Annotated in this window: 30 protein-coding genes; 3 read left to right on the top strand and 27 right to left on the bottom strand. The window is 32.8% G+C overall.

Features of this window, described 5'->3' with window-relative positions:
• The first annotated feature begins 87 nt into the window (after window positions 1-87).
• Window positions 88-603: a hypothetical protein gene (locus E0Y80_RS10470; protein WP_156307620.1), complete on the top strand. Its 516-nt coding sequence runs from the start codon at window positions 88-90 to the stop codon at window positions 601-603.
• Window positions 604-631: 28 nt separating this feature from the next.
• Here the strand turns inward: E0Y80_RS10470 and E0Y80_RS10465 are convergent, their stop codons facing one another.
• From E0Y80_RS10465 to E0Y80_RS10340, 27 genes are all read right to left on the bottom strand, one after another.
• Window positions 632-1138, bottom strand: coding sequence for a transposase (locus E0Y80_RS10465; protein WP_156307619.1), 507 nt, complete (start codon window positions 1136-1138; stop codon window positions 632-634).
• Between the two features lies 1 nt (window position 1139).
• Window positions 1140-1616 carry a MarR family winged helix-turn-helix transcriptional regulator gene (locus tag E0Y80_RS10460; RefSeq protein WP_156307618.1) on the bottom strand — a complete coding sequence of 159 codons (477 nt, stop codon included), beginning with the start codon at window positions 1614-1616 and terminating at the stop codon, window positions 1140-1142.
• A 148-nt stretch (window positions 1617-1764) separates the two neighbouring features.
• The gene (locus E0Y80_RS10455) at window positions 1765-2286 is read right to left on the bottom strand and encodes a glycosyl-4,4'-diaponeurosporenoate acyltransferase CrtO family protein (RefSeq protein ID WP_156307617.1); all 522 of its coding nucleotides are present in this window, start codon (window positions 2284-2286) and stop codon (window positions 1765-1767) included.
• Between the two features lie 137 nt (window positions 2287-2423).
• The gene (locus E0Y80_RS10450; RefSeq protein WP_156307616.1) at window positions 2424-2996 is read right to left on the bottom strand and encodes a tetratricopeptide repeat protein; all 573 of its coding nucleotides are present in this window, start codon (window positions 2994-2996) and stop codon (window positions 2424-2426) included.
• The gene (locus E0Y80_RS10445; RefSeq protein ID WP_197091554.1) at window positions 2980-3693 is read right to left on the bottom strand and encodes a hypothetical protein; all 714 of its coding nucleotides are present in this window, start codon (window positions 3691-3693) and stop codon (window positions 2980-2982) included. The genes E0Y80_RS10450 and E0Y80_RS10445 overlap by 17 nt, the downstream gene beginning before the upstream one ends.
• A 198-nt stretch (window positions 3694-3891) precedes the next feature.
• Window positions 3892-4941 (bottom strand): leucine-rich repeat domain-containing protein, encoded by a 1050-nt coding sequence (locus tag E0Y80_RS10440; protein WP_156307615.1) that lies wholly within the window; start codon window positions 4939-4941, stop codon window positions 3892-3894.
• A 223-nt stretch (window positions 4942-5164) separates the two neighbouring features.
• The gene (locus E0Y80_RS10435) at window positions 5165-5743 is read right to left on the bottom strand and encodes a hypothetical protein (RefSeq protein ID WP_156307614.1); all 579 of its coding nucleotides are present in this window, start codon (window positions 5741-5743) and stop codon (window positions 5165-5167) included.
• A gap of 117 nt (window positions 5744-5860) precedes the next feature.
• Window positions 5861-6490 (bottom strand): hypothetical protein, encoded by a 630-nt coding sequence (locus tag E0Y80_RS10430; protein WP_156307613.1) that lies wholly within the window; start codon window positions 6488-6490, stop codon window positions 5861-5863.
• Window positions 6491-6676: 186 nt separating this feature from the next.
• Entirely contained in the window at window positions 6677-7030 is a 354-nt protein-coding gene (locus tag E0Y80_RS10425; protein ID WP_231596014.1) for a DUF4406 domain-containing protein, read from the bottom strand.
• A gap of 7 nt (window positions 7031-7037) precedes the next feature.
• Window positions 7038-7616: a GDP-mannose pyrophosphatase NudK gene (gene nudK, locus E0Y80_RS10420; protein WP_156307611.1), complete on the bottom strand. Its 579-nt coding sequence runs from the start codon at window positions 7614-7616 to the stop codon at window positions 7038-7040.
• 248 nt (window positions 7617-7864) lie between these two features.
• Entirely contained in the window at window positions 7865-8779 is a 915-nt protein-coding gene (blaRATA, locus tag E0Y80_RS10415; protein WP_156307610.1) for an RATA family class A beta-lactamase, read from the bottom strand.
• 14 nt (window positions 8780-8793) lie between these two features.
• A complete protein-coding gene (locus E0Y80_RS10410; protein WP_231596013.1) occupies window positions 8794-9438 on the bottom strand; it encodes a DMP19 family protein in 645 nt (214 codons plus the stop codon).
• Window positions 9439-9560: 122 nt separating this feature from the next.
• A complete protein-coding gene (locus E0Y80_RS10405) occupies window positions 9561-10316 on the bottom strand; it encodes a hypothetical protein (RefSeq protein WP_197091553.1) in 756 nt (251 codons plus the stop codon).
• A 415-nt stretch (window positions 10317-10731) separates the two neighbouring features.
• The gene (locus E0Y80_RS10400) at window positions 10732-11205 is read right to left on the bottom strand and encodes a VOC family protein (RefSeq protein WP_197091552.1); all 474 of its coding nucleotides are present in this window, start codon (window positions 11203-11205) and stop codon (window positions 10732-10734) included.
• 100 nt (window positions 11206-11305) lie between these two features.
• Window positions 11306-12121 carry an AraC family transcriptional regulator gene (locus tag E0Y80_RS10395; RefSeq protein ID WP_156307607.1) on the bottom strand — a complete coding sequence of 272 codons (816 nt, stop codon included), beginning with the start codon at window positions 12119-12121 and terminating at the stop codon, window positions 11306-11308.
• A gap of 219 nt (window positions 12122-12340) precedes the next feature.
• Window positions 12341-12676 (bottom strand): hypothetical protein, encoded by a 336-nt coding sequence (locus tag E0Y80_RS10390; protein ID WP_156307606.1) that lies wholly within the window; start codon window positions 12674-12676, stop codon window positions 12341-12343.
• A complete protein-coding gene (locus E0Y80_RS21065) occupies window positions 12669-12749 on the bottom strand; it encodes a hypothetical protein (RefSeq protein WP_449448578.1) in 81 nt (26 codons plus the stop codon). The genes E0Y80_RS10390 and E0Y80_RS21065 overlap by 8 nt, the downstream gene beginning before the upstream one ends.
• Window positions 12750-12820: 71 nt before the next feature.
• The gene (gene arr, locus E0Y80_RS10385; RefSeq protein WP_156307605.1) at window positions 12821-13267 is read right to left on the bottom strand and encodes an NAD(+)--rifampin ADP-ribosyltransferase; all 447 of its coding nucleotides are present in this window, start codon (window positions 13265-13267) and stop codon (window positions 12821-12823) included.
• 358 nt (window positions 13268-13625) lie between these two features.
• On the bottom strand, window positions 13626-14000 hold the full coding sequence (locus E0Y80_RS10380) for a DoxX family protein (RefSeq protein WP_156307604.1): 375 nt from the start codon (window positions 13998-14000) through the stop codon (window positions 13626-13628).
• Entirely contained in the window at window positions 13997-14443 is a 447-nt protein-coding gene (locus E0Y80_RS10375; protein WP_156307603.1) for a YdeI/OmpD-associated family protein, read from the bottom strand. Before E0Y80_RS10375 ends, E0Y80_RS10380 begins: the two co-directional genes overlap by 4 nt.
• Before the next feature lie 29 nt (window positions 14444-14472).
• Window positions 14473-15138, bottom strand: coding sequence for a DUF2306 domain-containing protein (locus tag E0Y80_RS10370; RefSeq protein ID WP_156307602.1), 666 nt, complete (start codon window positions 15136-15138; stop codon window positions 14473-14475).
• A gap of 90 nt (window positions 15139-15228) precedes the next feature.
• Window positions 15229-15618 carry a hypothetical protein gene (locus E0Y80_RS10365; protein ID WP_156307601.1) on the bottom strand — a complete coding sequence of 130 codons (390 nt, stop codon included), beginning with the start codon at window positions 15616-15618 and terminating at the stop codon, window positions 15229-15231.
• A gap of 175 nt (window positions 15619-15793) precedes the next feature.
• Window positions 15794-16183, bottom strand: coding sequence for a hypothetical protein (locus E0Y80_RS10360; RefSeq protein WP_156307600.1), 390 nt, complete (start codon window positions 16181-16183; stop codon window positions 15794-15796).
• Window positions 16184-16241: 58 nt separating this feature from the next.
• Complete coding sequence (locus tag E0Y80_RS10355) at window positions 16242-16718, bottom strand: VOC family protein (RefSeq protein WP_231596012.1); 477 nt, start codon at window positions 16716-16718, stop codon at window positions 16242-16244.
• Between the two features lie 242 nt (window positions 16719-16960).
• Window positions 16961-17980, bottom strand: coding sequence for an alpha/beta fold hydrolase (locus E0Y80_RS10350; protein ID WP_156307599.1), 1020 nt, complete (start codon window positions 17978-17980; stop codon window positions 16961-16963).
• Between the two features lie 3 nt (window positions 17981-17983).
• Window positions 17984-18892 (bottom strand): DinB family protein, encoded by a 909-nt coding sequence (locus tag E0Y80_RS10345; RefSeq protein ID WP_197091550.1) that lies wholly within the window; start codon window positions 18890-18892, stop codon window positions 17984-17986.
• A gap of 171 nt (window positions 18893-19063) precedes the next feature.
• Entirely contained in the window at window positions 19064-19834 is a 771-nt protein-coding gene (locus E0Y80_RS10340; protein WP_231596011.1) for an AraC family transcriptional regulator, read from the bottom strand.
• Window positions 19835-20314: 480 nt separating this feature from the next.
• Between E0Y80_RS10340 and E0Y80_RS10335 the strand changes: the two genes are divergently transcribed.
• A complete protein-coding gene (locus E0Y80_RS10335; protein ID WP_156307597.1) occupies window positions 20315-20743 on the top strand; it encodes a carboxymuconolactone decarboxylase family protein in 429 nt (142 codons plus the stop codon).
• A 6-nt stretch (window positions 20744-20749) separates the two neighbouring features.
• Window positions 20750-21199, top strand: coding sequence for an LIC_13387 family protein (locus E0Y80_RS10330; protein WP_156307596.1), 450 nt, complete (start codon window positions 20750-20752; stop codon window positions 21197-21199).
• The last annotated feature ends 251 nt before the right edge of the window (window positions 21200-21450 follow it).

The following is a 21450-nucleotide window of genomic DNA, read 5'->3' as shown; positions in this document are numbered from 1 at the left end:
GACATTTAGAAGCTATCCATATGGACTAATAAAAAGATAATTCAACCTTAAAATTTCTTTAATTTAATTAAATTCATAGATTTGCGCATGAAAAAATTTTTACTCTCATTTTTTACCCTATTAACTTTCAGTTTAACATCATTTGCACAAACTTCAAAATACGCTGTTGGTCTATTCACAGATGTTATGTTAGAGGCTCCAAGTTATGATACCTTTTATGGCATCACTGGAAAGTATGATTACAACAATCACACTGACTTTCAAGCTTTTGTTGGATATAGTAACTTTCATATGACGACTATTGGTGCAGACATCATCTATAAGCTAAAGGATAAAACAAAAAGCAACTTCAATATTTATGGCGGAATAGGGATTTCTGGAGATTTTTACAAACGCAAAATTGAGGTAGAATATGAAGGAGTAACTTCAAATGGATTTGCTAAGGCAAATTATCTAGCTATAAACCCTACAATTGGATTATCATATTATTTCAGTGCTATTAAATCTTCGTTTTATGCGGGGTATAAAGTGAAATTTTATCCATTTGAAGGGGGCGCTTTAGATATTAACTACCTTTCAGTTGGTTTACTCTATCATCTGTAATAGATTATAAGTTCGTTTTAATTCCATACTATTTATCACTCATGTTAAATAGCTTAATAATCAATGGTATTAATCCAATGGAAAGCCCAACATAGATTGCTACCCTTATATAGTTCAGTTTTTGCCACATGGATGTCCTGTCCAACAAATTATCTGAAAGTGAGGGGTTTTCTGCTATTCTTTGAAAATCAATAATATTCGGTGCGAAATAAGAAAGTGTCCACACTCTAACCGCAAAATGAATGGCGAACAAAATCAACAACCAATTTCGAACAGGATCTATTTTCCAACAAAAAATTATAGCCAGAATAAAGATAATCTCATGAATCGAATGCATGATAATCCAAAATATCTTTAAACTTGTTCCTGGACCATCCGATAACATATTAAAATTATCTGGAGCAGAATTAATCCACTTCGGAACAAATACGGCAGTTTCAAATATTTGGGCTCCATTCATTAAAAAATAAAGCAGAATTGTTAGGCAAAGCCATATTTCCGCCCGAGTTAAATAACCATTAGTAATACTTTCCATTCTAATCATTTGATTTATTATTTAGTGCATTTGTAGTCTCCCTCATTATTGAAGTTGCTTCCTTAAAATATCTTTCAATAGTTTGGATTTCTTTTTCAGAAAAAGTTGCGATCAACTCCAAAGTCTTTTGTTGTAATTCGTTGAAGATTGGTGCCAGTAGTTTCATGCTATTTTCAACTTGAGGTTTTATTATTACCTTCCTTCGATCATCCTTGGAGAATTGTCTTTTGAGAAGCTTTTTCTTTTCCAAACGATCTATCAATCCTGTCACAGCACCAGTTGTAAGTCCAGTTAGCTTTGCGATATCCCCTGCTGTCAGTTCTTCATGCTGAAGAATTAGTCCCAGATACTTATGGTCGGAACCAGTTAGCCCAGCTTTACGGGCAATGGCCTCATGCATAAAAATGGAAGCATCGGAATATTGCCTACTAGCAAGTCTGAAGTTCTCAATTAGAAAATTATGGTCTTTATCGTTCATAATAAAATATCTTAGTTACAAAGATAATTAGCAGCTAAACAAATAACCAAATTTTTTTTAAAATTTTTAAGAAACTGATGTAGAACCTATTGTGAGGGTATTCACAATACAGATGGGATTTAAAATGTTGTCAAGGTTAAAAATAAGCTTAACCTAATAATCTTTTAATTCTGATTTTATTATATTGCTGTAACAGGATTGGAATTAAATTGTAAAAGAGATTTGCTATTAAAATAGAAAACCCAAAAATAAATTTCCCATTAAAGAAGCCATAAATGCTCGTCAACAGAAAAAATATTAGACAGATCCAGTGATAGCGTTCATACATAGCAATAGTATTTAAATAACTTCTAGCCAGATCTTTATCTTTAATTGAATTATCCCTTTTGTCCTTTGAATGTGATTTTACAATATCTCCATTTTGCACGAATTTTCTTATGAATTTGATTCCATATTTTTCAAAATCCTTTTTGTCTGTACTAACCGTAAGCTTATTTAATATCTTACTTGGAATTGCACCAAATAGTAATGAAAATCCAAGAAATAGATAAAAGTAAATAGAGGGTGTTCCTTCTTGAAACCAAAACCAGAATACAGGTGCAAAACAGAGTGCTGTCCAGAAAAAATTGATAAGCTGATTTAGAATATCTCGTTTATTTAGTTGTAGCATATGTTATTTAAGGACACCTTTTTCCAGATCAAAATTATTCTTTAATAAAATTTTCTAAAGCTTACTCCCTTGTATTAAAATTGATGATTTTATTGATTTTTCTTTTAAGTACAAAAACTTTTTACGCTCTTCATCTTTCATAAAATCATCAATGTCTTGTTGGTTGTTAAACTCTCAGCTAATTCTGCATATTTTTTTGCTACATCAAATTCATTTTTGTACTCAGCAATTACTGATAACACAGAAAACATAATGTAATTTTGAACGGGAAATTTTAAAGTGTATTCGTTTATTTTTTCTGTAAGTAGATTTTCAACTTGATCGTATAATTCTGTTTTTCCAGCACGAACCACTGTTTCAGAAAAGTTTAAATATGCTTTCGAAATTACATTAGGAAAAACTTTTTCAAAATCCAGCGCTTTCTGAAAATATTCTATCGCCGTTTCGTAATCTTCTCTAAGATTATAAATCTCACCTAATAAATTATACGTCTCGCTTTTTTCAATTCTGTTATCCGGAAAGTCTGTCAATATTTTATTTAAAAGTGTCTCTGCAACTGACAATAGTTTTTTGTCTTTGGTCTCTACTAATTCAAATGCTTGGACTTTTAAATATTGAGCTCGTCCATCCTTTCTCGCACGTCCAAGTTTAGCGAAATATTCTTCCTCGTCGGTTTTAGTCCAAGTTTTACGTCTATACCAATCTTTCATTGTCGGTCATTCTAAAATTATTGCTAATGGTTCGGCAACTCGACGAAGCTGCGTGGTTCCATCGAAGATACAAAAGCAGTTTTTGGGTCAAATCTTTTGTTGTAAAAAGCCCGAGTAGCGGCGGCTTACGGCGAACAGAGTGGCTTATTGTTCCCTCAAGTTCGTTCATTTCTTTTTCAAGTTCATTGTTAATTATAATAAATGGATTTAATTCAATTTCTTCAATATTTTGAAATTCCTTTATTTCTTTATAAAATCTAAAAATGTAAATTTCTTTATCCCATTCCATTAAATTATAACTAAATACAAAATATTTAGATTGTGATTTAATTACAGATGAAACGATATAACTATCCTTACTTATTTTCTGATTGTAAGAGCTTATATATTCTGAATTTTCATCTATTTTGAGTCGATTAGCTACTTTTATTAGATTATTCCATATTTCAGGCAATTCAAGTTCAGCATAATGCAACATTTCTAAGATCACCTCAGCAGGACTATCATCAAATTTTGAAAAATCTTCATCGGGATACAGACTTTTTATCTTTAATGCATATTTGAAAGTATCAATGCTTTGTTTGTTTATTAACAATTCGGAAGTCAATTTTCCAACACTTTTGATTTTACTATCTGTTTGCGAAAATACATTTTGTGAAAATATGAGTAATAGAAAAATGAAATAGATTCTTTTCATTAGGATTTTGTTTTAAAGCATTGAAATTGGTCTTATGTGTAACGGGTGGCGTATTGCTTTAGAGTAAATTAGAAAGCTCAATCTATCACAAGTCTAAGCAGCAGCCTTTTATTATTACCTAATTTATGAAAAAAGGAGAAACTTTCAATTTCTCCTATTACACTCTATTTAGCCAAGCCGATGTTATGAACAGTAATACTATTCAAATTCAAAGACGCTGTAATTATATTCTTTCTTATTATATTGTTGCGCTAGACCGTCAAAACGGTTGTTTTTCTTGTTGCTACCAAATTTACAGAACACCCTTTCAACTGATGTATTTTCAAGAACTGGAATTATATTTTCTGGTTGTTGGTTCTCTGCCAAAACGTAAATAAATTCTTTTAAGCTTGGTGCATTTTTCAAAGTCGACAAATCATTTAAACCCCTTAAGTTCTCAAGATAAATACGTCTTAACTTATTATTATTTGAAAAGTCAGGCAACTTAGTTAATTGTTTTAGAGATTGAATGAATAGGTTCTGAAGTGATTCCAGTTTTGAAATAAACGATAAGTCTGCCAAGTCTCTTACTTGCCATAATTCCAAATATTTAATCGATTTAAGACTTGTCAAACCACTCAAATCTTTTATGCCTCCTAATTTTATGTCTACAGACCATAAATGTTCTAGATTTTTAAGATAATCTACGTTTTTTGTTGAAATTGATCTTAAAACAATTTTTTTAAGTTTTTTCAAATTACTTATTGCTTCAATACCCTTTTGTTGTCCTTCTAAATATAAATAATTCAAGTGTTCGAATCTTTGAATACTATTTATTTTAGTTTTTTTTGACCTTGTATTATGAAGATAAAGTTCTGTTAGATTTGAATTTATGTTGTCTAGAAAATCGAAGTTGTCTAAATTGAATATTCCAACTCCTAAATGTTCTAAATTCTTAAGTTGAGAAAAAACTTCTACTCCTTTAGCATCCATTAAACAGTCAGCCGAAATTCTCCTTAAAGACGGGATTTTTTGGATAAATGATAGGTCACAATTTTTTCCATAATGTCCGTAAACCCTCAAGAAGATATCAGGTCGCTTAGAAAAAACAATATGTTCCAAAAGTTCAATTTCTTTTTCTGTCAATGGACTCGAAAATTGTATGGATTGTGTTTCCGGGTTTGTTGCAAGTGTTTTAAGGTCGTTTTTTGTTACGCCTTTTGAAATTTCATATTGTCCGATTATTTTGTTTACTGTCTGTACGCTCATTGGGTATTATTTTGTATAACGAGCATGGAATTTGCGATGTGGCAAAAAATTAAAGACGAAAATTTCGATTTTGACAACACAGAGCAAAAGCCAATTCATATTAACGAATTTATACAAAAAGTTTAATAAAATTTGCTTTTGCAGATTTCGAAGTACAAAACTTCAAATTAAAATCAAACCCTCCATTTTCCAAAACCCATATTGTGCACAGTGTTTAATTAGTTTAATCCAAAATTCTTTCAAAGGTCAATTTGTATTTTTCTTTGGATATTGAAATTCTGTCCAGGGTTGGTGAATATCCTTGCTTATTCTGCTTGTAATATTCGTAAACATAATTCCATTTGTTCTGATAAGTAACTATAAATTCTTGTTTAGAATCTGAATATCTTGGCTTATCCGTCCTAATGTCAAACATATCGGGCAAACTGTCTTTATACCCTTCTGATTTTAAAATCCATTTAGTTAATTTTCTTTTGTCGTTTTCAGATATTTCTAATTCAAAACGATGATAAAAATCACTGATACCTGTCATTTCATTTGACTTAAGGTTAAAATCATCATTTAATTCTATTCCGTGTTCATTTAAAATTTCTTTTACGTCAGATTTAAAAAACAGAAAATCTTCAAATACAAATGACAAAATAGGTGTAGCAAAAATCAGAGTAACCAAAATGGTAAGTCCAATTCCTAATTTTCTTTTGCCATATTTTTTAGGAATCCAATAAGCAAGGAATATCAATCCCCCGACAAAAATAATTGTCAGAAGAATTATCAATAACCAAAATTCTAGGAATGAGTCCATTTGTTAATTATTCGTTTTTTTACTTTGTGCACAACGATTTGGGGCTTACCGAAGGACGATCTTTTTAATAGAAAAGTTCAAGTGAAGCCGTTTTGCCTCGCTTTTGGCAATAACTTGCTAGCGGTTCGGCTTATTGTTTTTAAGTTTATTCAAATCGTTTTTTGTTATCCATAATTCCTGACCTACTGTGTCTGACAAACTTTTGTAAAGTATTAGGTCAAAATGTTTTCCGTCCTTCTTGAATTTTGAAGGTACAGTAACTGCAAATTTATAAAACTTATTTTCTTGTCTGCCTACGCTCACATTGTCAAAGTAAATTGTGTCATTTTGCAAGTGAAAGGTTCCTTTGATTTCCGTCACACTAAAACAAACACTTCGTTCACTAAAAGTAAAATTGTCTTTTAGTTTTAATATTGTCATACAATTTGCAGCACCTTCTCTTTCTGCTATTAAAATATTATCACTTTCAAATTTTTCAAAGTCTATAAGTCCAAATGGTTTTAAAAAAGTCAATGTCAGAACAAGTGTTAAAATCCCAATGTTTATTAATCGCTTTTTTACTGCAAATTTTTCTTTGACTAAAAAATAGATTTGTTTTATTAGTGCAACTCCAAATCCTAAAAAAGAAGTTAACAAAATTAAAAACGCAGGAAATGCAAAATGTCCAAGTTTTCCTTCCCAATAGTATGTCGTATTTACTATTAGAAAGAAAATGATTGTTGTTATTAGAAGTCCTTTATTTTTCAAATGTGTTGTCGGTTAGTTTTTGCGGTGTCATTAGTTAACTGACAGCTAACGTTTTGGGTAATACTGATGGCCGGGGGTAATTGCACTGTCGTTTAATAGAAATATCATAGTTTAAATTTATGAAAAAAGTTCAATCAAAGCCTTTCATACTCGCATTTGGAAATCCTTGTTAGTGGCAGTTTATTTTTATGTCATATCTGGAATTTCGTCCAAATTGTAATAAATTTTTAGTCCTCTTTCTCTTGCAATTTTTACATCATTGTCTGCACCTTTTGATTCACCTTCAAGACGAAGAACTGCATCACACTTTTCAAGAAGACGATGTGCAATAGGATATTGTATTTCGTCCCAAACACTATCTCCAATTTCTTTTGAGCCAGCTAAATGCATTAATGGTAAAGCAACCCATTCTCCAATCATAGGAATGTGTCCTTTACGAAATAATGGTAAAGCAACCGATTCAAGATGGTCTAAATTCTTTTTTATTAAAATTGGATCGTCATTTGCTCCTCCTCGATAAGGACCTGCAATAAGAATCATTATAAATTTAAAGTATGTTGTTAAGTTTTATGTATTGAAGAAGCATAATTGTTTTACCGTCTTTTATTTCTCCACTTTCTATCATTTTCATTGCTTTTTCAATGTCAAACTCCAAAACTTCTATATTTTCTTCTTCGTGCTCTACACCACCACCCTCGCTTACTTTCATTTCGTTTGAGTATTCTGCAATGAAAAAGTATAAAATTTCTGTAACCGAACCTGGAGACATATAGGCTTCAAATATTTTCCGTACATCTGTAATTTTGTACCCCGTTTCTTCCTCAGTCTCTCGTTTTATGCAAACTTCCGCATTGTCCTTGTCTAAAAGTCCTGCACAAGCTTCAATTAACATTCCTGTTTCATTACCGTTCACGAATGTCGGTAAACGAAATTGTCTTGTGAGAATTACAGTTTTTTGTTCTTTGTTATATAGCAAAATTGTAGCACCGTTTCCCCTGTCATAAGCTTCTCTGTTTTGGGTCAATTTTGTTCCATCCTTTTTTGTGTATTCGTAAGTAATTTTTCTAAGTACATACCAGTTGTCGGAAAGAACTTTGCTGTCTAATATTTTTATGTTGTCTATCATTTATAGGTTTGTCATATTAAATTACCACTAACAATTCTTTTTAACGAAACTAATATACAAAGATATTTGCTAAGCCATCCCTATTGATGAATTAGGTATCACAAACAATAAAAATAAGGTAACTCGTTACTTTTTAAACACTTAATGAATTCAAAAATCATGAATAGCGAAACAATTCCTATTATTTATTCGCAGAGCTCAAGTCGTTCAGCCCTCCTATTGCCAATGGGATCTTTGTAATAGTTTTTCTATTTAGTCGTGGCTGTGAAAAAGTCATAAGTTACTTTTGCAATATCAGCTATAATTTTTTCGTTTGTATCGAAATTTTCTTTTGATTCACTGACAAAAACGCTGATGATAAAATGTTGACCATTGGGCAGAAAAACGATACCTATATTATTTACAGCAGCTGTAATTCCTGTCTCTTTATTTGTTCCTGACCATCCTGTCTTGTGAGCTACAATGGTTTCAGCAGGCAATTGTCCTTTAATTCGGTTGTTACCAGTTGTTGTTTCTTTATTTGTTTTCCAAAAAAAGTCATAACTGTTTTTGGAAAGTAAGTTACTTTTATTCCCATAAAATAATTCAAGAGTTTCACTTGCTGCTTTCGGGGTAGTCCAATTCTGAAACATATTTTCCCACTTTGCCTGCATATCCTCTTCGTTGAAAGTAATTTGTATATCAAGTATTCCGCTCTTCTTAATATACCCTTCAACTGTTTTAGGTGTTCCAATAAGGCGAATTAAAACGTCACAAGCAGTATTATCACTATGAGAGACAGAATATTGAATTAGTTTTTCAATTGTAAAACTTCCTCCATTTGGGTTTTCGTCTCTAAGGGGACTCCAAAAATCTTCTGGTAAAAGTTCATCTTTATCTATTTTTATTTTCTGGTCTAATGAAAGGTTTCCTTTATCAATCTCAGATAAGACAGCTAAGGCTATATGAAATTTAAATACACTTTGCATTGGGAATCGTCTATCTCCGTGTAAAGAAAGGGTATCATTCCCATTATTCCCGATTATCGAAACACCGACTATTGCATTTTTATCTGATACAATTTGCTCAATTTTATTTCGTAACAAATTGGTTTTCCCAGATTGTGCCACACAACTTGTTACAAGTAATAAAAGTACAGAAGTCAATTGAAATAGTCTATTCATCTTTTTATTTATCGTTAGTCTATAAATTCTTTTTTATTTTTCCGGATATAGTCCACTTGGATTTGTTGTAAATTTTCAGTTTTGTAAAGTTCAGAAAACTCATCATCAAATTTGTTTAACGGATTGTCGTCATATGATTTACTAAACCCTTCTATTGTTCCATCTTGATGTTGAGTTATTAAAGAGTACTCTTTTTCAAAAGTTTCGTTAGCTCGTATCGTTAATTCAGCGAATTTGTTTGCACCTACAAGTTCTAAAGCATTAGGCAAATGTTTATAAAACTGTCCGCTTGAATTAGAGTAAAATTGGTTATAACCACCATTGTTTACTTCAGCTTCTAATGCCCAAATCATATAAATTGCTTGTTGTGATTTATTCAAAGACATCACCGATTCATATTCTTTTTCATAGTCAGCTGGTAGTTTTTCAGATAAATTGTCAAAAACCACCTGTAATAAATTGTCGTCAGAGGTTGAGTCAATAATTTTTTCAGTCATTTCTTTATGTATTGGTCTGTTATTAAACGCTTCAATTGAACTGGCAATTTGCTCTTCCATTTCTTTAGATAATTTTCCTTCCTCTTTCTTTGTCTGTCCCGAACAGCCAAACAGGTTTAAGATTGTTGTTACAAATCCCATAAGTATAATACGTCTTAACATTGTTGGTTCGTTATTTACCTAAAATTTAACAAGTCGCGCCTTTTCGAGGGTTAGGGATTTGAATTGAGCGAATGTCCAATCCAGCATCAAACGAAGCCAAAACGATGTTAGGCGTTCGTTGTTTATCTGTTTAAACCATCAATGTATCCTAATTTTAGGAGTCTTTCCTTAATTTCTTTGTCAATTTTTGTCTTACCCGTGTAAAAAGCAAAAATGTCAAGTGATTTTGGAAATTGTTGTTTAATGAATTCGTCAAAATTTATGTCAGTATTGGAAATTCTTAAATTATTAAGACTTTTTAAATTTTCAAGACCAGTTAACGAATTAAAAGTTTTGCAGTTCAACAATTTAAAGCTTGTTAAGTACGATAATTCTTTGTCGAAATTAAGGCTCGTAAATTGTTTTTGGTCTTCAATTAAAAGATTTTTTAGTTTCTTGAAATTTGAAATGTTTTTGAAACTATTAAATGCTCTTACTCTAACTATTTCCAAAGTTTCGATTTCATTTTCTTCTATTTCATCTAGGTTTTCTCGACCGCCCAATACAAAATGAAGAGATTTAAGTTTTTTGAGTTTATTCACGAAGTCCAATTTTACCTTAGAAATTGAATTTAAACCCAAATACTCCAATTCTGTCAGCTTGCCAACTACGTCAATATTTTTTGTATGCCCAATTATGGCTAAGAGGTTTATATCTCTATAATTTTCTAAATATTGCAGGTTAAGTGCTTTTGTTCTTGTCTCACCAATTATTAACTCTTTAAGGTTTTTAAGGTTTTCAGCTTGAAGAATTTCTGTTTCCTTTAGTTCAAATACACCTAAACTTAGTCTTGTAAGATTTTTCAATACAGCCAAAACTTCTAAATTGTCAGCTTTCATTAAAGAGTCAAGCCAAAGAGCTTTAATGTTTGGTAGTTTTAGAAGTGTCTTACAGTCGAACGAACCTTGATAATGTCCATAAAAACGAACACTGAAATTATCGTCATATTCTAAACAAAGTTCGTTTAGTTCAGCAAGAATCTTGTCCGAATATAATTTGTCGGAAAATTGAACAATAACAAGTTTCCCGTCCTTTAATTCTTTCTCGATTAAAAGTCGGTCAATTTTTTCTGGGTTATTTATTCTGTTCTGTATTCTCATACAATGATTCTAATGGAAAAAGTATTGGCGAAGTAGCGAAGCTGTATCGAAGATACAAAAGCGGAGCTATTTAGTCAAGTCGTTAACCATTGTTAGCAATCCGCTGCGCTCCATGCTAACAATGGTTAACGACTTTGCGTTCGCTCTTTTTCTTTTAATTCGGCGAATTAAGCCCCATTTTATTTCCTTCCGAGTCAAGAAATATTGCAAAGTATCCATTTCCGTCAGCGTGCGGTGTTTTTGGTATCAGAACTTTTCCACCACTTTTCTCTACTTTGTCAAGAATAACCTGAAGATTGTCACCACCATTTAAATAAATGGTTACACCGTCTGCTGAAGGTTTATATCCTTCCGCTTTGAGTATAACACCTGGCACTATTTGTCCTTCATAGGGAAAAATACCCATTTCCATTTCAGGCATTTCCATTTTTTCAATTTTAATGTCTAAAATTGATTGGTAGAAACTGATTGCTCTTGAAATTTCGTTGGCTGGAATCTCAAAGATTGAAATATAACTTTTCATATTATAGGATTTATTATTTGTTAAGCTGTCTTTTGTTTGAGTTTCCGTTTTGGAAATATTGGGGTTTGTGCTGGAACCAAAATAAAGCCCCAATAGAACTGTCATGAAAAGGATATTTTTTACTACCATTGTCAATGTGATTAAAATTTATCCTAAGGTAGGCAGGTGTTTTGTGTCAAAATAGTAAAAATGCGACACTACAAATTTATTTATAGAAAAGTGCAGAAAGAGCCATATTTTCATTCCCTAAAAATTCTTTTGGGGTAATTCCAACAAACTCCTTAAAATCTTTAATGAAGTGATTTTGATCAAAATATTCATTTTCGTATGCAATGTCAGTCAGTCTTTCAGGTTTTTGCTGGAGCAACGTCTGTAAGGTCGCCTGCAAACGGATTACTTTGCTTAATTGCTTAGGACTAATGCCAATTTGTTTTTTAAAATGTCTTTCGAGTTGTCTTCTTTTTGATAGATCATCTTTCAAAATGACATTTATTGAAGTGCTTCCGTTTGTTTTGAGAAGCGTATCAACAGTTGATTTCACTATGTTGCTTATCGTTGTTTTTTCGTTGAGTTTTTTTAGTAGAAAAGTTTCAAGTATCTCTATTCTTTGTTGGGTGCCTGTAGCCAGAATGATTTGCTGTTCTAATTCATGGGCTACTGTCTGTCCGAAAAGTTCAGCGATGGGAATTTCCTTGTCAACAAACTTTTCAAGTGCTGTATTTACGAAGTTTGCAAATCCATAAGGGTAGAAACAAATTGCTATGGTGTCAACATTTCCAATTGGCAAAATATAATATGGCTTTGTTCTTTGTCCCATTATCATTGCATTTGGGTTAAGAATAAACTCGTTTTCGGAAATATATCTCTTAATCCTGTCGCCCAAATTAAATGTCATTTCTATACAGCCGTCTGGAACAATTTTTTGCTTTTGATTTTTAGGGTCAAAAGGCACTTCCAAAGTCCAATAAAATTTGACTAAGGATTCTAAGTCTGAATGTGGTTTATATGTCTGATAGTTCATCTACGCAGGATGTCATAGAGTGACGTATAATGGCTCTGCGACTTGATAAAGTAGCGAAGCTGTATCGAAGATACGAAAGCGGAGCTATTTAGTCAAGTCGCTGAGCCATTGTGAGCAATCCGCTGCGCTCCTTGCTAACAACGAGCCGCGGCTTGGCGAAGTGGCGGATTAGAAAGCCGAAACTTTCAATTTTGCATTAACTTGAGCAACAACTTTTTATTATTTTATACAAATACTTGGGTTCAAAACATTTTCTAAATCGTCAATTTTGAGTAGATCTTCAATGGTTTGTTGGATACAATCTCTTGTTAGTTGCTTTACAAACAAATCTGGTGGTTTTTGATAAAGCCCGTTTAAATTATTTCCAGTTTTTATGTCTTCTTCAACTGCGGTTTGTAGAAATTTGTAAGTCCAAATATTAATCCCATAACGCCTTCCATCCTGTAAGTCAACTTGAATATTACAAAATTCATTTTCTATATTCCAATTAGTTGAATCAATTTCTTCAAATTCAAGCCACAAATTAAATTTTGTATTATCTGATTTCTTATTCATAAATTTTAGCACCTTTAAAAATATCAGCAAATATTGACCAATCAGGAATGTCTGCGTTTTTGTTTAACTTCAAATTGCCATTATATCCTTGAATTTCTTCAGTATATGCGCTTAACGCTTCCAAAAATTAAGGTAATGTTTTATTTAATCCAAAATAATATTCTTGCCTTGCTCTCTAAGTTTTTCTAAATCGTCCTTCATTTTCTTTATTTGTTCAGCAGTTCTTCCATGCCAAACGGCTAATTCCCCAACTATTTTAAACGGATGTACTGAACGATATGACTTTGTAGGATTACCTGGGAATTTTTTATCTGTAACGTTTGGGTCATCCTCAACGTCACCTGTTGCTTCAACCAGATAGATCCTTTCACGTTCAGTTCCCACAGCAAGTTCTGCACCTAATATTGCAGCATTTAGTGTTGCCGAAACATAAACGTGTTTTAATACTCTGTTTTCTTCATAATTAGTATTAAATCCTACTTGAATGAAATCGCCAATTTTTAATTCAGCTTTTGTTCCGTGAAAATAAGTTTGGGCAAAAGGTGCTGGAATATGAAGTTTATCTGATTTTATAATTTTATCTGTGTCCATTGTATTTTATTATTTGTTGTTCACTTTATCAATTTCTGTATACATTAACTAAGATGCTTAATTCATTGGTACTAAATGATGAAAATAGATAGGTATTAGCATTGGACACTCATCATCAATCCGGTAAATTGAATGTAATGGATGATTACTTTTATATTCATCTACCGATAGATTTTTGGAGTGAAAAAAGCCTATGGACATAATCTTAGGTTAATAGCAATTGTTTTTAATAATAAGATTATTTGACGATAAGGTACATCTTTGAAAGTTTTAACATGGCTCTAAATACAGATTAAAGTTCTTCAATAATTGTTAATTACCTCACACTGAATTGTCTGTTTACATATCCACTCGACGGTTAGGCTAAATTTAAAATTTTTCTAAAATTATCGTTAAGAATATATTCAGCAATAACTGCAAGCAACCCAAAAATAAACGGAAATAAATACGAGTAGCTTTCAGGTTTAGAAGTGTACATAATGGCAACAGCTCCACCAAGATACGCTACCACCAAAAGCAATCCATAAATGGAAGTTTTCCGGAAAGAATAAAGCGCAGTTGCTATTAACAATATGGCTCCAAGAAATTGTACGCAACTTTGTGGTAATCCAAGCTGCATAGTCGTATCTATCGAACTTTTGCTCTTGATAAGTTTCATTATGGCATCAAAAGCAAAAAACAGACATACAAGGATTTTAAGGATTTCTCCTATCCAAAGTAAGGTTCTTGTCATTTTAAAACTTTTAAAAAGTTAATAGCATTATCAATTCTTTTCTTTCTTGTTTCATCAGTTTTGGCTTCATTGATCGAAAGTACAAGCGCTTTTTTCCTGCTGGGTGCAAGTTTTTCAAAAGCTGATTTGGCATCATTATTACGGTCAAATTCGGCTTGAAGTTCTTCAGGGAGTTCTACTGTTCTTGGTTCGTTGTCCAATTCAATAGTTACTGCTAATGTCTGACCACCTTGAACATTAGCGTTTGCCCTGTTCTCTGCACTCAAACTAATCATAAATTCGCCGTCCATTTTTCCGACTGCACTGCGGTAGGTGTAGTCGTTTAAAGTTACTTTCACAAGCGGCTTTTTACCGCCGTTCAGTTGTTCGAGTACATCTACAGGAACCTGAATACCTGTGGTATTTCCCCTTTGAACAATTGTGCTGTTGTATGTTACTTGCATAATCGATAATTATAAAGTTTAAATAGATTTTAAGACAATGATTTTATTTTCTTCCCACTACTATTACGTGTATAGTTAATCCAAATTTCAGCAATACTTGCGTTCACAATAAAGGCTATCCAAAATGATATGCCGAAGAACGTATGGAATGGAACATCGGTAAAGGTAAAGAACAGTCCGGTTAATGGACGAATGGTTGCTACCGCCAAGCCAATACTGTACGCCCTTATCATCCATTCCCGATGCAAAATGAATTGCTTTTTTATGATGTGCCAATATGCTTTTATTAGTGCATACAGAAAAAACAAGCCGAAAACTATTGATGCCGATGTTTCGGCAGAACCCCCAAAACCCAAATTAATGCCCATCGCTATTCCTGTAACTCCTATTATCAATCCCAAAATAATATATATTCTGCCATTCAACTGATGAACATGAATAAGTCGGTTTCTCATAGGACGTATAAATTGCCAAGCACCTGAAAGAATAAAGAAACAGCCCGGCAGGATATGCAGAAATGTTAAGATAGGGTTTTCTACATATCCAATATCAATAGTACCATTTGGGGGAATGTTTCCATAATTTATAGAATTTGTTACCCTGGCTAATCGAATAAATGAGGAAACCAAAAGGGTCAATAACATCACAAGTACACCTACCCAAAGAATAGTTCTATAAATGTCTACTCTTTTCATTGTTTATTATCATTTTTATGAGAGTATATTACGTCCATAATTGATGTACAAAATATTAAGTACCATAAACAATTAGGCATAAGTTTTTAGTTAGATACCGAAATAAATCAGCCCACTTAATAGTAGAAACAAGGCCCATTGGCATAGCTTCAAAAATTTTTGGGGTAGCGCGCCAGAAACCGATATCACAATAAAAAAAAATACAGCGTACAACAAACAATAAATACTCATAATTTTCAAGAGAATTGTTCGATGTGAATCTAACATGTCAGTGAAATTAATTAGCGTAAGTCCGGCAGTGATCATCAGCATATCCACGGAAACAACGTGGAATGCTCCTCTTGCCATTATCCAGTTTTCAATTTTTTTATGCTCGGAATTGTCCGGCTCTATCAATTTAATATCATTATCTCCCCAAAATATATGGAAAATTACTGATGCCAAAACGACTACATTCGCTATAATCAAAAGTGTACTCATCTATATTTTACTCTAAAAATCTACTAAATCTGAACTTCTACCAACTGCAACGCCAAAAAGTGAATAACAAAATTTACATTGCAAATTAATGACAAGGCGTTAGCAATTCATTTTAAAAAACGGTCAATCCAATCATTGAGATAATATATCTCGACAGTTAAATTATCACTGAAAGTTAGTCGTCCCACCATTTTGGTTTTTTCCCATTTCTCGAACCCGAAATCCGAGTGCCATTTCCCGGATAGCAATCAATTGTTTCCTTGTCGTAAAATATTACATACATAGAACCATCTTTCTTAGAGATCAAATTGAGGTAACCGTCAGGATCGGTCTTTTTCGAACACTGTTGATCTGGAAAATCAATAGGTTGATTATTGCCAAATGGAATTACTTCGACCATAGCATCTTCATTGTCTATACGCTTAATCTTGACCTCTAGACTAAATCCTTCATAAGGGAGATCGAATATTTCACCATCCAACTCTCCTTCAAAACATTTAAAAGTACCCTCAATTTGAAGAATGTTGACAGTATCATCTTTACTGCAACTGATTAGAAAAGACATTGTAATGAATAAAAAAAATAAATTCCGAATTAAAAAAAAACGAACCATAAAAATCTGTTTATTGAGTTGCTGAATATTTTACGATATCTATACCAATCCCATTAGGATCTTGTATGGCAAAATGTCTGTCGCCCCAAGGCTCGTTTCGAATATCAATTTCTATTTTGATGCCCTTTTGTTTTAACTCCTGATAAATTTTATCCACATCTTCAACCTCGATGGTCAAATACATGCCTTGTCCTTGAAACGGTTTGTGAAAGAAAGGCTTCTGGCTAGGATGGTTCGGCAATAAAAAGCTAATCTCCGCTTCTTTATTTGGCGTATGCATTAATAAATAAAATTCATTTTCAAACGTTACGCCGAAGCCTAAAGTTTTGGTGTAAAACGCTTTTGTTTCCACCAATTTTTCTGTAATAACACCTGCATTTAGTTTCATCTTGATTTCTTTTTTATAAGTAGAGTTGGTTTGTGAAAACACGCTTGTTGTCAAGCATAGCGTGATAAGGATTAATATGAGCTGCTTCATCTCTAACATTTATTTAATTGATTGAACGAAATTCGGATAATGGGAACGACTGGAATAGGAAAAAACGGACAAAATAATTATATTAACTTCCTAGGTATTACCGGCCATTGCAGAAATAGCAAAAATATTAGCTATTTTAGATTAATACCAACCTTAACTTCTTCACTTCTTTTAAGGAATAGAAATTTTGCAACCGTCTTGATGGTTTCTACACTAACAGTAACTTACTTAAACATTTTTCTGCTTAAACTTTATTTTTCTAAAAACAAAATTTCATCTAATAAAATCCTGTTAAACTTATCCGGCTCTACAAATGGTGCGTAATGACCTGAATTTTCAAACCAGATAAATTTTTTGAAAGGTGCTTTTAGCCTTTTGTAATACTTGAATGCAAGGGTAGATGGTGCATTGTAGTCACACCTACCGGCAACGAAATAAACCGGAATTTCTAGTTCCTCTGCCGTTTTAAATAAGTCAACTTTCATCACTTCGTCCCACATTGCTTCCATCGTAAATGATTGCCCTTTTGAAATTAAAGTGTCATTGTAGTGTTTCTTGGCAAACTTGTCCATATCTTTATAAAGCTGTCCCACATTTGTACCCTTACAAAAATCACCGTGAAAGTATCTAAGCCATTTACGGGATAAATAGAGATCTGCCAATTCATTTTTTGAATGTGATGGATAGCGTTTTGTTAGTTCATGCAATTGGGCTAAAGCTGTACTGTCTTTCAGCATTTTTGCCTGTTGCAATGAATAACGAAGTGAAATCTTCTCATTCAAATAAAGATTTGTTACCTGACCTACACCTACGTAAGCATAAAATAGAGATGGGTGCTTTTTTACAAGATTAATACCTATGATGGTGCCTGCGGAGTAACCGAGAAGATAAATCTTATCTTTTTTAAAACGCTCTCTTAATAGCTGAATTAAACTCAAAGCATCATTTTCAAGTTGATTAAAAGTCATACTTTCTAGAGGAATAGCATCATTGTAAGAAAGACCTGTTCCCCTTTGATCATATGTTACAACGGTATAACGCTTTTCCAAATCCTTGTTATGGGTTTGCCAAAAATAAAAATCGGAAAAACCAGGTCCACCGTGCAATATGAGTAAGACTGGATTTTCGACATTATTGCTTTTGATGAATACACCGTGCTCAAAATCATTTAGTACAATACGGTTATACTCATTCACAACATTTATTTGTGCATCACAAATTTGCCAACCAAAAAGTAATGCCATTAAAACCATCAGCAACTTATTAATCATAATTTACCTAAATGATTTTAGCTGTTCCTTATGACGGAAAATGTGGAATACGGAAAAATTTAACCATTCAAAAATGCTCAAAAACCCAAATGGTGGCATATCGGTAGTTCCGCATTTATCTTCAAAACTCAATGTTACGATGCAATCATGTATTTCTGTTTGCAAGTACAAAATCCTTTTAAGATGCTCATTTACATCGTAGTGTTTAGTGCCTGGGATTAAAAAATTGGGAGCTTGATATTTAACCTCTTTGTTTAGCATAAATTCCCGTATGTCCGGAACATTAAAGTCATATGGAACATCAGAACTGTATGGTACTTCTGTCAAAAATTGCTTCATCCCTGTATTACCCAATATAATATGCTCAACGATTTGAGCAGGGTTCCATTCTTCAGATGGTTCAGCATTGTATTTTTCCTCGGAAATTGCTGCTATAATCGAAGCAAGCTCGTTAAAAACAGCATTGCTTATTGATATTAACTCATCTTTTTCCGAGAGGTATTTTAGTATTTTATTTGTGTTTTTCCAAAGCTCCACGGTATCGTCATAATGAATTTGATCCCTAAAACCGATTTGTATTATGGTAAACTCGCAACTTTGTGCATCTAACTGTTTTACAGTGTACGAAATGTCGCAATACTCTTCTGGGATGTCTTCGGCTTCCCAATAAGAACTCCAGTATGAGAACTTCATAAAGGTGTTCTCGATGTGTTCTTTTATTATGCCCTTATCAAGATAACCAACATCTTCCCAAGTTCCTGAAAATTGAATTGGCGATCCTGTTTGCCACGTTGTAGCAAGTGCAGAACCCCAAGATACTTGATAAAATTCTGGAGATAAAAGTGTTTTCCAAACCGCTTCCTTTGAAGCATAAATCTTTGTACTTTCTGAAAACTTTAGTTCCTTATTCATTATAAATGGATTATTGAAATTTATGCTTTGCAAATTAAGGGTAAGATAAACTGTCTGCATTGTACAAAACGGACATGTCAATTACAGATGTCATTAATTTCTAATAACCTGAAAAATAAATTTTGAAAGGAAACGTGTAATCAGTGTTTAAGCAAACTATTCAGGAAATTCCTAGCCGTAATCTTCGAATGCTTTACCCGGGGTAATGCCATAAAAATCTTTGAAATCTTTGATGAAGTGGGATTGGTCATAGTAACCCGCATCAAAAAACAACTTATTTTGCTTTAGGCTTTGTATTGAAGGCATGGAATTTAAAAACTTTTGAAAACGCACGACCTTACTAAATGTTTTGGCAGTATCGCCGATGTAAAACTCAAAAAGTCTCCGAAGCTGTCTAGGACTAATACCTGTATTCAAATCCTTCTGGACATTAACTGAACCACAATTTTTTAAAATAATTTCAATTCCGGCATATAGCCTATTGTCGGTGTTAAACTTTGCCTTTGCATATAGTGCAAGGAGGTGGTTGTCCAGTAAATTTTTAATTTCTGCCGCTGATTGGGTTTCGTTAAAACGATTGGAAATAAAATCCGAAAGTTGTGGAACTACCAAACTCAAATGCTCAATTTGATGGCTAAGTTCTGATGCTTTTACGTTAAAAAATTGAGGGAACATTGTCGGCAGGAAACGAATGCCTATATAGCTAAAAGAAGTAGGCAGGGGAAATTCAGAGAACTTTTTAAAAAAGCCCATCACATAATTTTCTTCCGGATTGTTGAGGTCAAAAATAATATCTATACAACTGTCTGTTACCACACGATAATGGAATGGTTCCGCAAGCGGTTCGGTTGTTTTAAGTTGCCAATAGCAATAAATATAGGGCTGTAACCTTAAATCAGGAAAAAATTCAACATAAGTAACATTTTCAGCTGATGCTTTCACAGTCGGCTGTATAGGGTTGAACAAATTCCTTATTTGTGTGGCAATATTCACGTATTTTACCTAATGTTATAATAATTTTATACAAAATAAGGAGTTTTAATCATACATTAAACGAAAAAATCAAAATTTGAACAATAAATCTTACTTAAAAGATGTAAAATCATCAATTACCTAATCGAAGCTTTATTTTTCTAAATAATACTACTAACCTCTTTTGCTTTTCCATTCCTTCTTAATAAAATTGGCAAATTCCTTTTCCTTGGAATCTTTGCTCTATGCTTCGGGTATTAGCAAAAACCCAATAATTTCTGCCTAACCGTCTCTACGTATTACCTCTAATTTCAGGGTTCTCCAATCGTTGCAAAGTCTAGAAGATGATTTTAAGAGCTATATCATTTACGTCACTTCAATTTTGTCCGATTTTTACAATCATTCATACACAATCCATATCTAATTTTAACAGCACAAATATTAAATGAAATGAAGCAGCAGTACTACTTGCCAGTCACAGACCCAGAGGGTTTTAATAAACTTCTAGAATTAGAAGATTTCATGGAGAAGGTTGAATGGCTTACTCCGTACAAATATTTAATCAAAATCAGAGCTTCACAATTGAATAAGTGCGCTTACTGCCTAAATATGCATAGCAACGAAGCATTGGAAAAAGGAGAAAATGCCAAAAGATTAATTCTACTCGATGCATGGAAAGATGCTACGGTGTTTGATGAAAAAGAGAAAATTATTCTGGATTTTACAGAAAATTTTACTTTAGCTAATCAGGCTGGATTTAATGATGATCTATTCCAACAGGCATCTGCTCATTTTGACAACAAACAGCTTGCTCAACTGGCTATGGCAATAGGAATGATTAATTTATGGAATAGGGTAGTCCTTTGTTCAGGAATTTAATGAGATATGAAAACTACATTAAAACACAAATTATTTAGAATCTTTTGGTGTATTGGAGCAGCCTTGTTACTAATATCTGGGGCACTCCATTTTTACAGTATCTTCAACAATCAGGACTTATATCCAAATGACGATTCACTAGTTGAGGTTATGAAGACTACAAGTATTCAAATGGATGAAAGTGGAACTATGTGGAATTTATGGATAGGATTTCACGCTATGTTCGGACTTTGCCTCATATTCATTGGAATTTCATTAATGTATTTGTCTATCAAGCATCATGATTTTTTTTCACAACAAAGATTTTTGTTGGTATTGACAATTTTAATGATTGCCTCTTTTGTAATTATTGGACATTTATATTTGATACAGGATTTCGTGATCGGTACAGTTATTCCCCTTTTATTATTCACAGTTGGATTTGTGCTTACGTTTGAAAAACGCAAAATTGTTTAACTCTTGGTTTCTTCTGATGCTTCTTCAAATCGATTATCTGCTTAGTTCTTAAGTTTTGAACTGACCCAAACGATCTTAATCATCCTCAACATCTAAATACTAAATACTCTCTACTAAATACTACCAAAAACCGGACCAAGCTGAATTCTTGGGGGGAATGTTAAAAATTTCTTAGTTTAGCATCTTTAATACAGATATCCCTTGCAAGAAGCCGAACGTAAATTACTCTCCCTATTGATGCCCGAAGGGCT

The sequence above is a fragment of the Sphingobacterium endophyticum genome, assembly GCF_009733535.1.
GTDB lineage: Bacteria > Bacteroidota > Bacteroidia > Sphingobacteriales > Sphingobacteriaceae > Sphingobacterium > Sphingobacterium endophyticum.
Note: the sequence above shows the minus strand (reverse complement) of the source record. Positions and strands in the feature narration are given on the sequence as shown.

What these genes read in the sequence shown, in the direction of transcription:
- E0Y80_RS10330 (WP_156307596.1), top strand. Translation starts at nt 20,750, where the DNA reads ATGAAAACTACATTAAAACACAAATTATTTAGAATCTTTTGGTGTATT.
- E0Y80_RS10335 (WP_156307597.1), top strand. Translation starts at nt 20,315, where the DNA reads ATGAAGCAGCAGTACTACTTGCCAGTCACAGACCCAGAGGGTTTTAAT.
- E0Y80_RS10345 (WP_197091550.1), bottom strand. Translation starts at nt 18,892, where the DNA reads ATGAATAAGGAACTAAAGTTTTCAGAAAGTACAAAGATTTATGCTTCA.
- E0Y80_RS10435 (WP_156307614.1), bottom strand. Translation starts at nt 5,743, where the DNA reads ATGGACTCATTCCTAGAATTTTGGTTATTGATAATTCTTCTGACAATT.
- E0Y80_RS10470 (WP_156307620.1), top strand. Translation starts at nt 88, where the DNA reads ATGAAAAAATTTTTACTCTCATTTTTTACCCTATTAACTTTCAGTTTA.
- E0Y80_RS10410 (WP_231596013.1), bottom strand. Translation starts at nt 9,438, where the DNA reads ATGTTAAGACGTATTATACTTATGGGATTTGTAACAACAATCTTAAAC.
- E0Y80_RS10450 (WP_156307616.1), bottom strand. Translation starts at nt 2,996, where the DNA reads ATGAAAGATTGGTATAGACGTAAAACTTGGACTAAAACCGACGAGGAA.
- E0Y80_RS10405 (WP_197091553.1), bottom strand. Translation starts at nt 10,316, where the DNA reads ATGAAAGCTGACAATTTAGAAGTTTTGGCTGTATTGAAAAATCTTACA.
- E0Y80_RS10395 (WP_156307607.1), bottom strand. Translation starts at nt 12,121, where the DNA reads ATGAACTATCAGACATATAAACCACATTCAGACTTAGAATCCTTAGTC.
- E0Y80_RS10425 (WP_231596014.1), bottom strand. Translation starts at nt 7,030, where the DNA reads ATGATTCTTATTGCAGGTCCTTATCGAGGAGGAGCAAATGACGATCCA.
- E0Y80_RS10390 (WP_156307606.1), bottom strand. Translation starts at nt 12,676, where the DNA reads ATGAATAAGAAATCAGATAATACAAAATTTAATTTGTGGCTTGAATTT.
- E0Y80_RS10455 (WP_156307617.1), bottom strand. Translation starts at nt 2,286, where the DNA reads ATGCTACAACTAAATAAACGAGATATTCTAAATCAGCTTATCAATTTT.
- E0Y80_RS10445 (WP_197091554.1), bottom strand. Translation starts at nt 3,693, where the DNA reads ATGAAAAGAATCTATTTCATTTTTCTATTACTCATATTTTCACAAAAT.
- E0Y80_RS10400 (WP_197091552.1), bottom strand. Translation starts at nt 11,205, where the DNA reads ATGACAGTTCTATTGGGGCTTTATTTTGGTTCCAGCACAAACCCCAAT.
- E0Y80_RS10375 (WP_156307603.1), bottom strand. Translation starts at nt 14,443, where the DNA reads ATGCAAGTAACATACAACAGCACAATTGTTCAAAGGGGAAATACCACA.
- E0Y80_RS10350 (WP_156307599.1), bottom strand. Translation starts at nt 17,980, where the DNA reads ATGATTAATAAGTTGCTGATGGTTTTAATGGCATTACTTTTTGGTTGG.
- E0Y80_RS10355 (WP_231596012.1), bottom strand. Translation starts at nt 16,718, where the DNA reads ATGTTAGAGATGAAGCAGCTCATATTAATCCTTATCACGCTATGCTTG.
- E0Y80_RS10370 (WP_156307602.1), bottom strand. Translation starts at nt 15,138, where the DNA reads ATGAAAAGAGTAGACATTTATAGAACTATTCTTTGGGTAGGTGTACTT.
- E0Y80_RS10365 (WP_156307601.1), bottom strand. Translation starts at nt 15,618, where the DNA reads ATGAGTACACTTTTGATTATAGCGAATGTAGTCGTTTTGGCATCAGTA.
- arr (WP_156307605.1), bottom strand. Translation starts at nt 13,267, where the DNA reads ATGGACACAGATAAAATTATAAAATCAGATAAACTTCATATTCCAGCA.
- blaRATA (WP_156307610.1), bottom strand. Translation starts at nt 8,779, where the DNA reads ATGAATAGACTATTTCAATTGACTTCTGTACTTTTATTACTTGTAACA.
- E0Y80_RS10380 (WP_156307604.1), bottom strand. Translation starts at nt 14,000, where the DNA reads ATGACAAGAACCTTACTTTGGATAGGAGAAATCCTTAAAATCCTTGTA.
- E0Y80_RS10460 (WP_156307618.1), bottom strand. Translation starts at nt 1,616, where the DNA reads ATGAACGATAAAGACCATAATTTTCTAATTGAGAACTTCAGACTTGCT.
- nudK (WP_156307611.1), bottom strand. Translation starts at nt 7,616, where the DNA reads ATGATAGACAACATAAAAATATTAGACAGCAAAGTTCTTTCCGACAAC.
- E0Y80_RS10440 (WP_156307615.1), bottom strand. Translation starts at nt 4,941, where the DNA reads ATGAGCGTACAGACAGTAAACAAAATAATCGGACAATATGAAATTTCA.
- E0Y80_RS10360 (WP_156307600.1), bottom strand. Translation starts at nt 16,183, where the DNA reads ATGTCTTTTCTAATCAGTTGCAGTAAAGATGATACTGTCAACATTCTT.
- E0Y80_RS10465 (WP_156307619.1), bottom strand. Translation starts at nt 1,138, where the DNA reads ATGGAAAGTATTACTAATGGTTATTTAACTCGGGCGGAAATATGGCTT.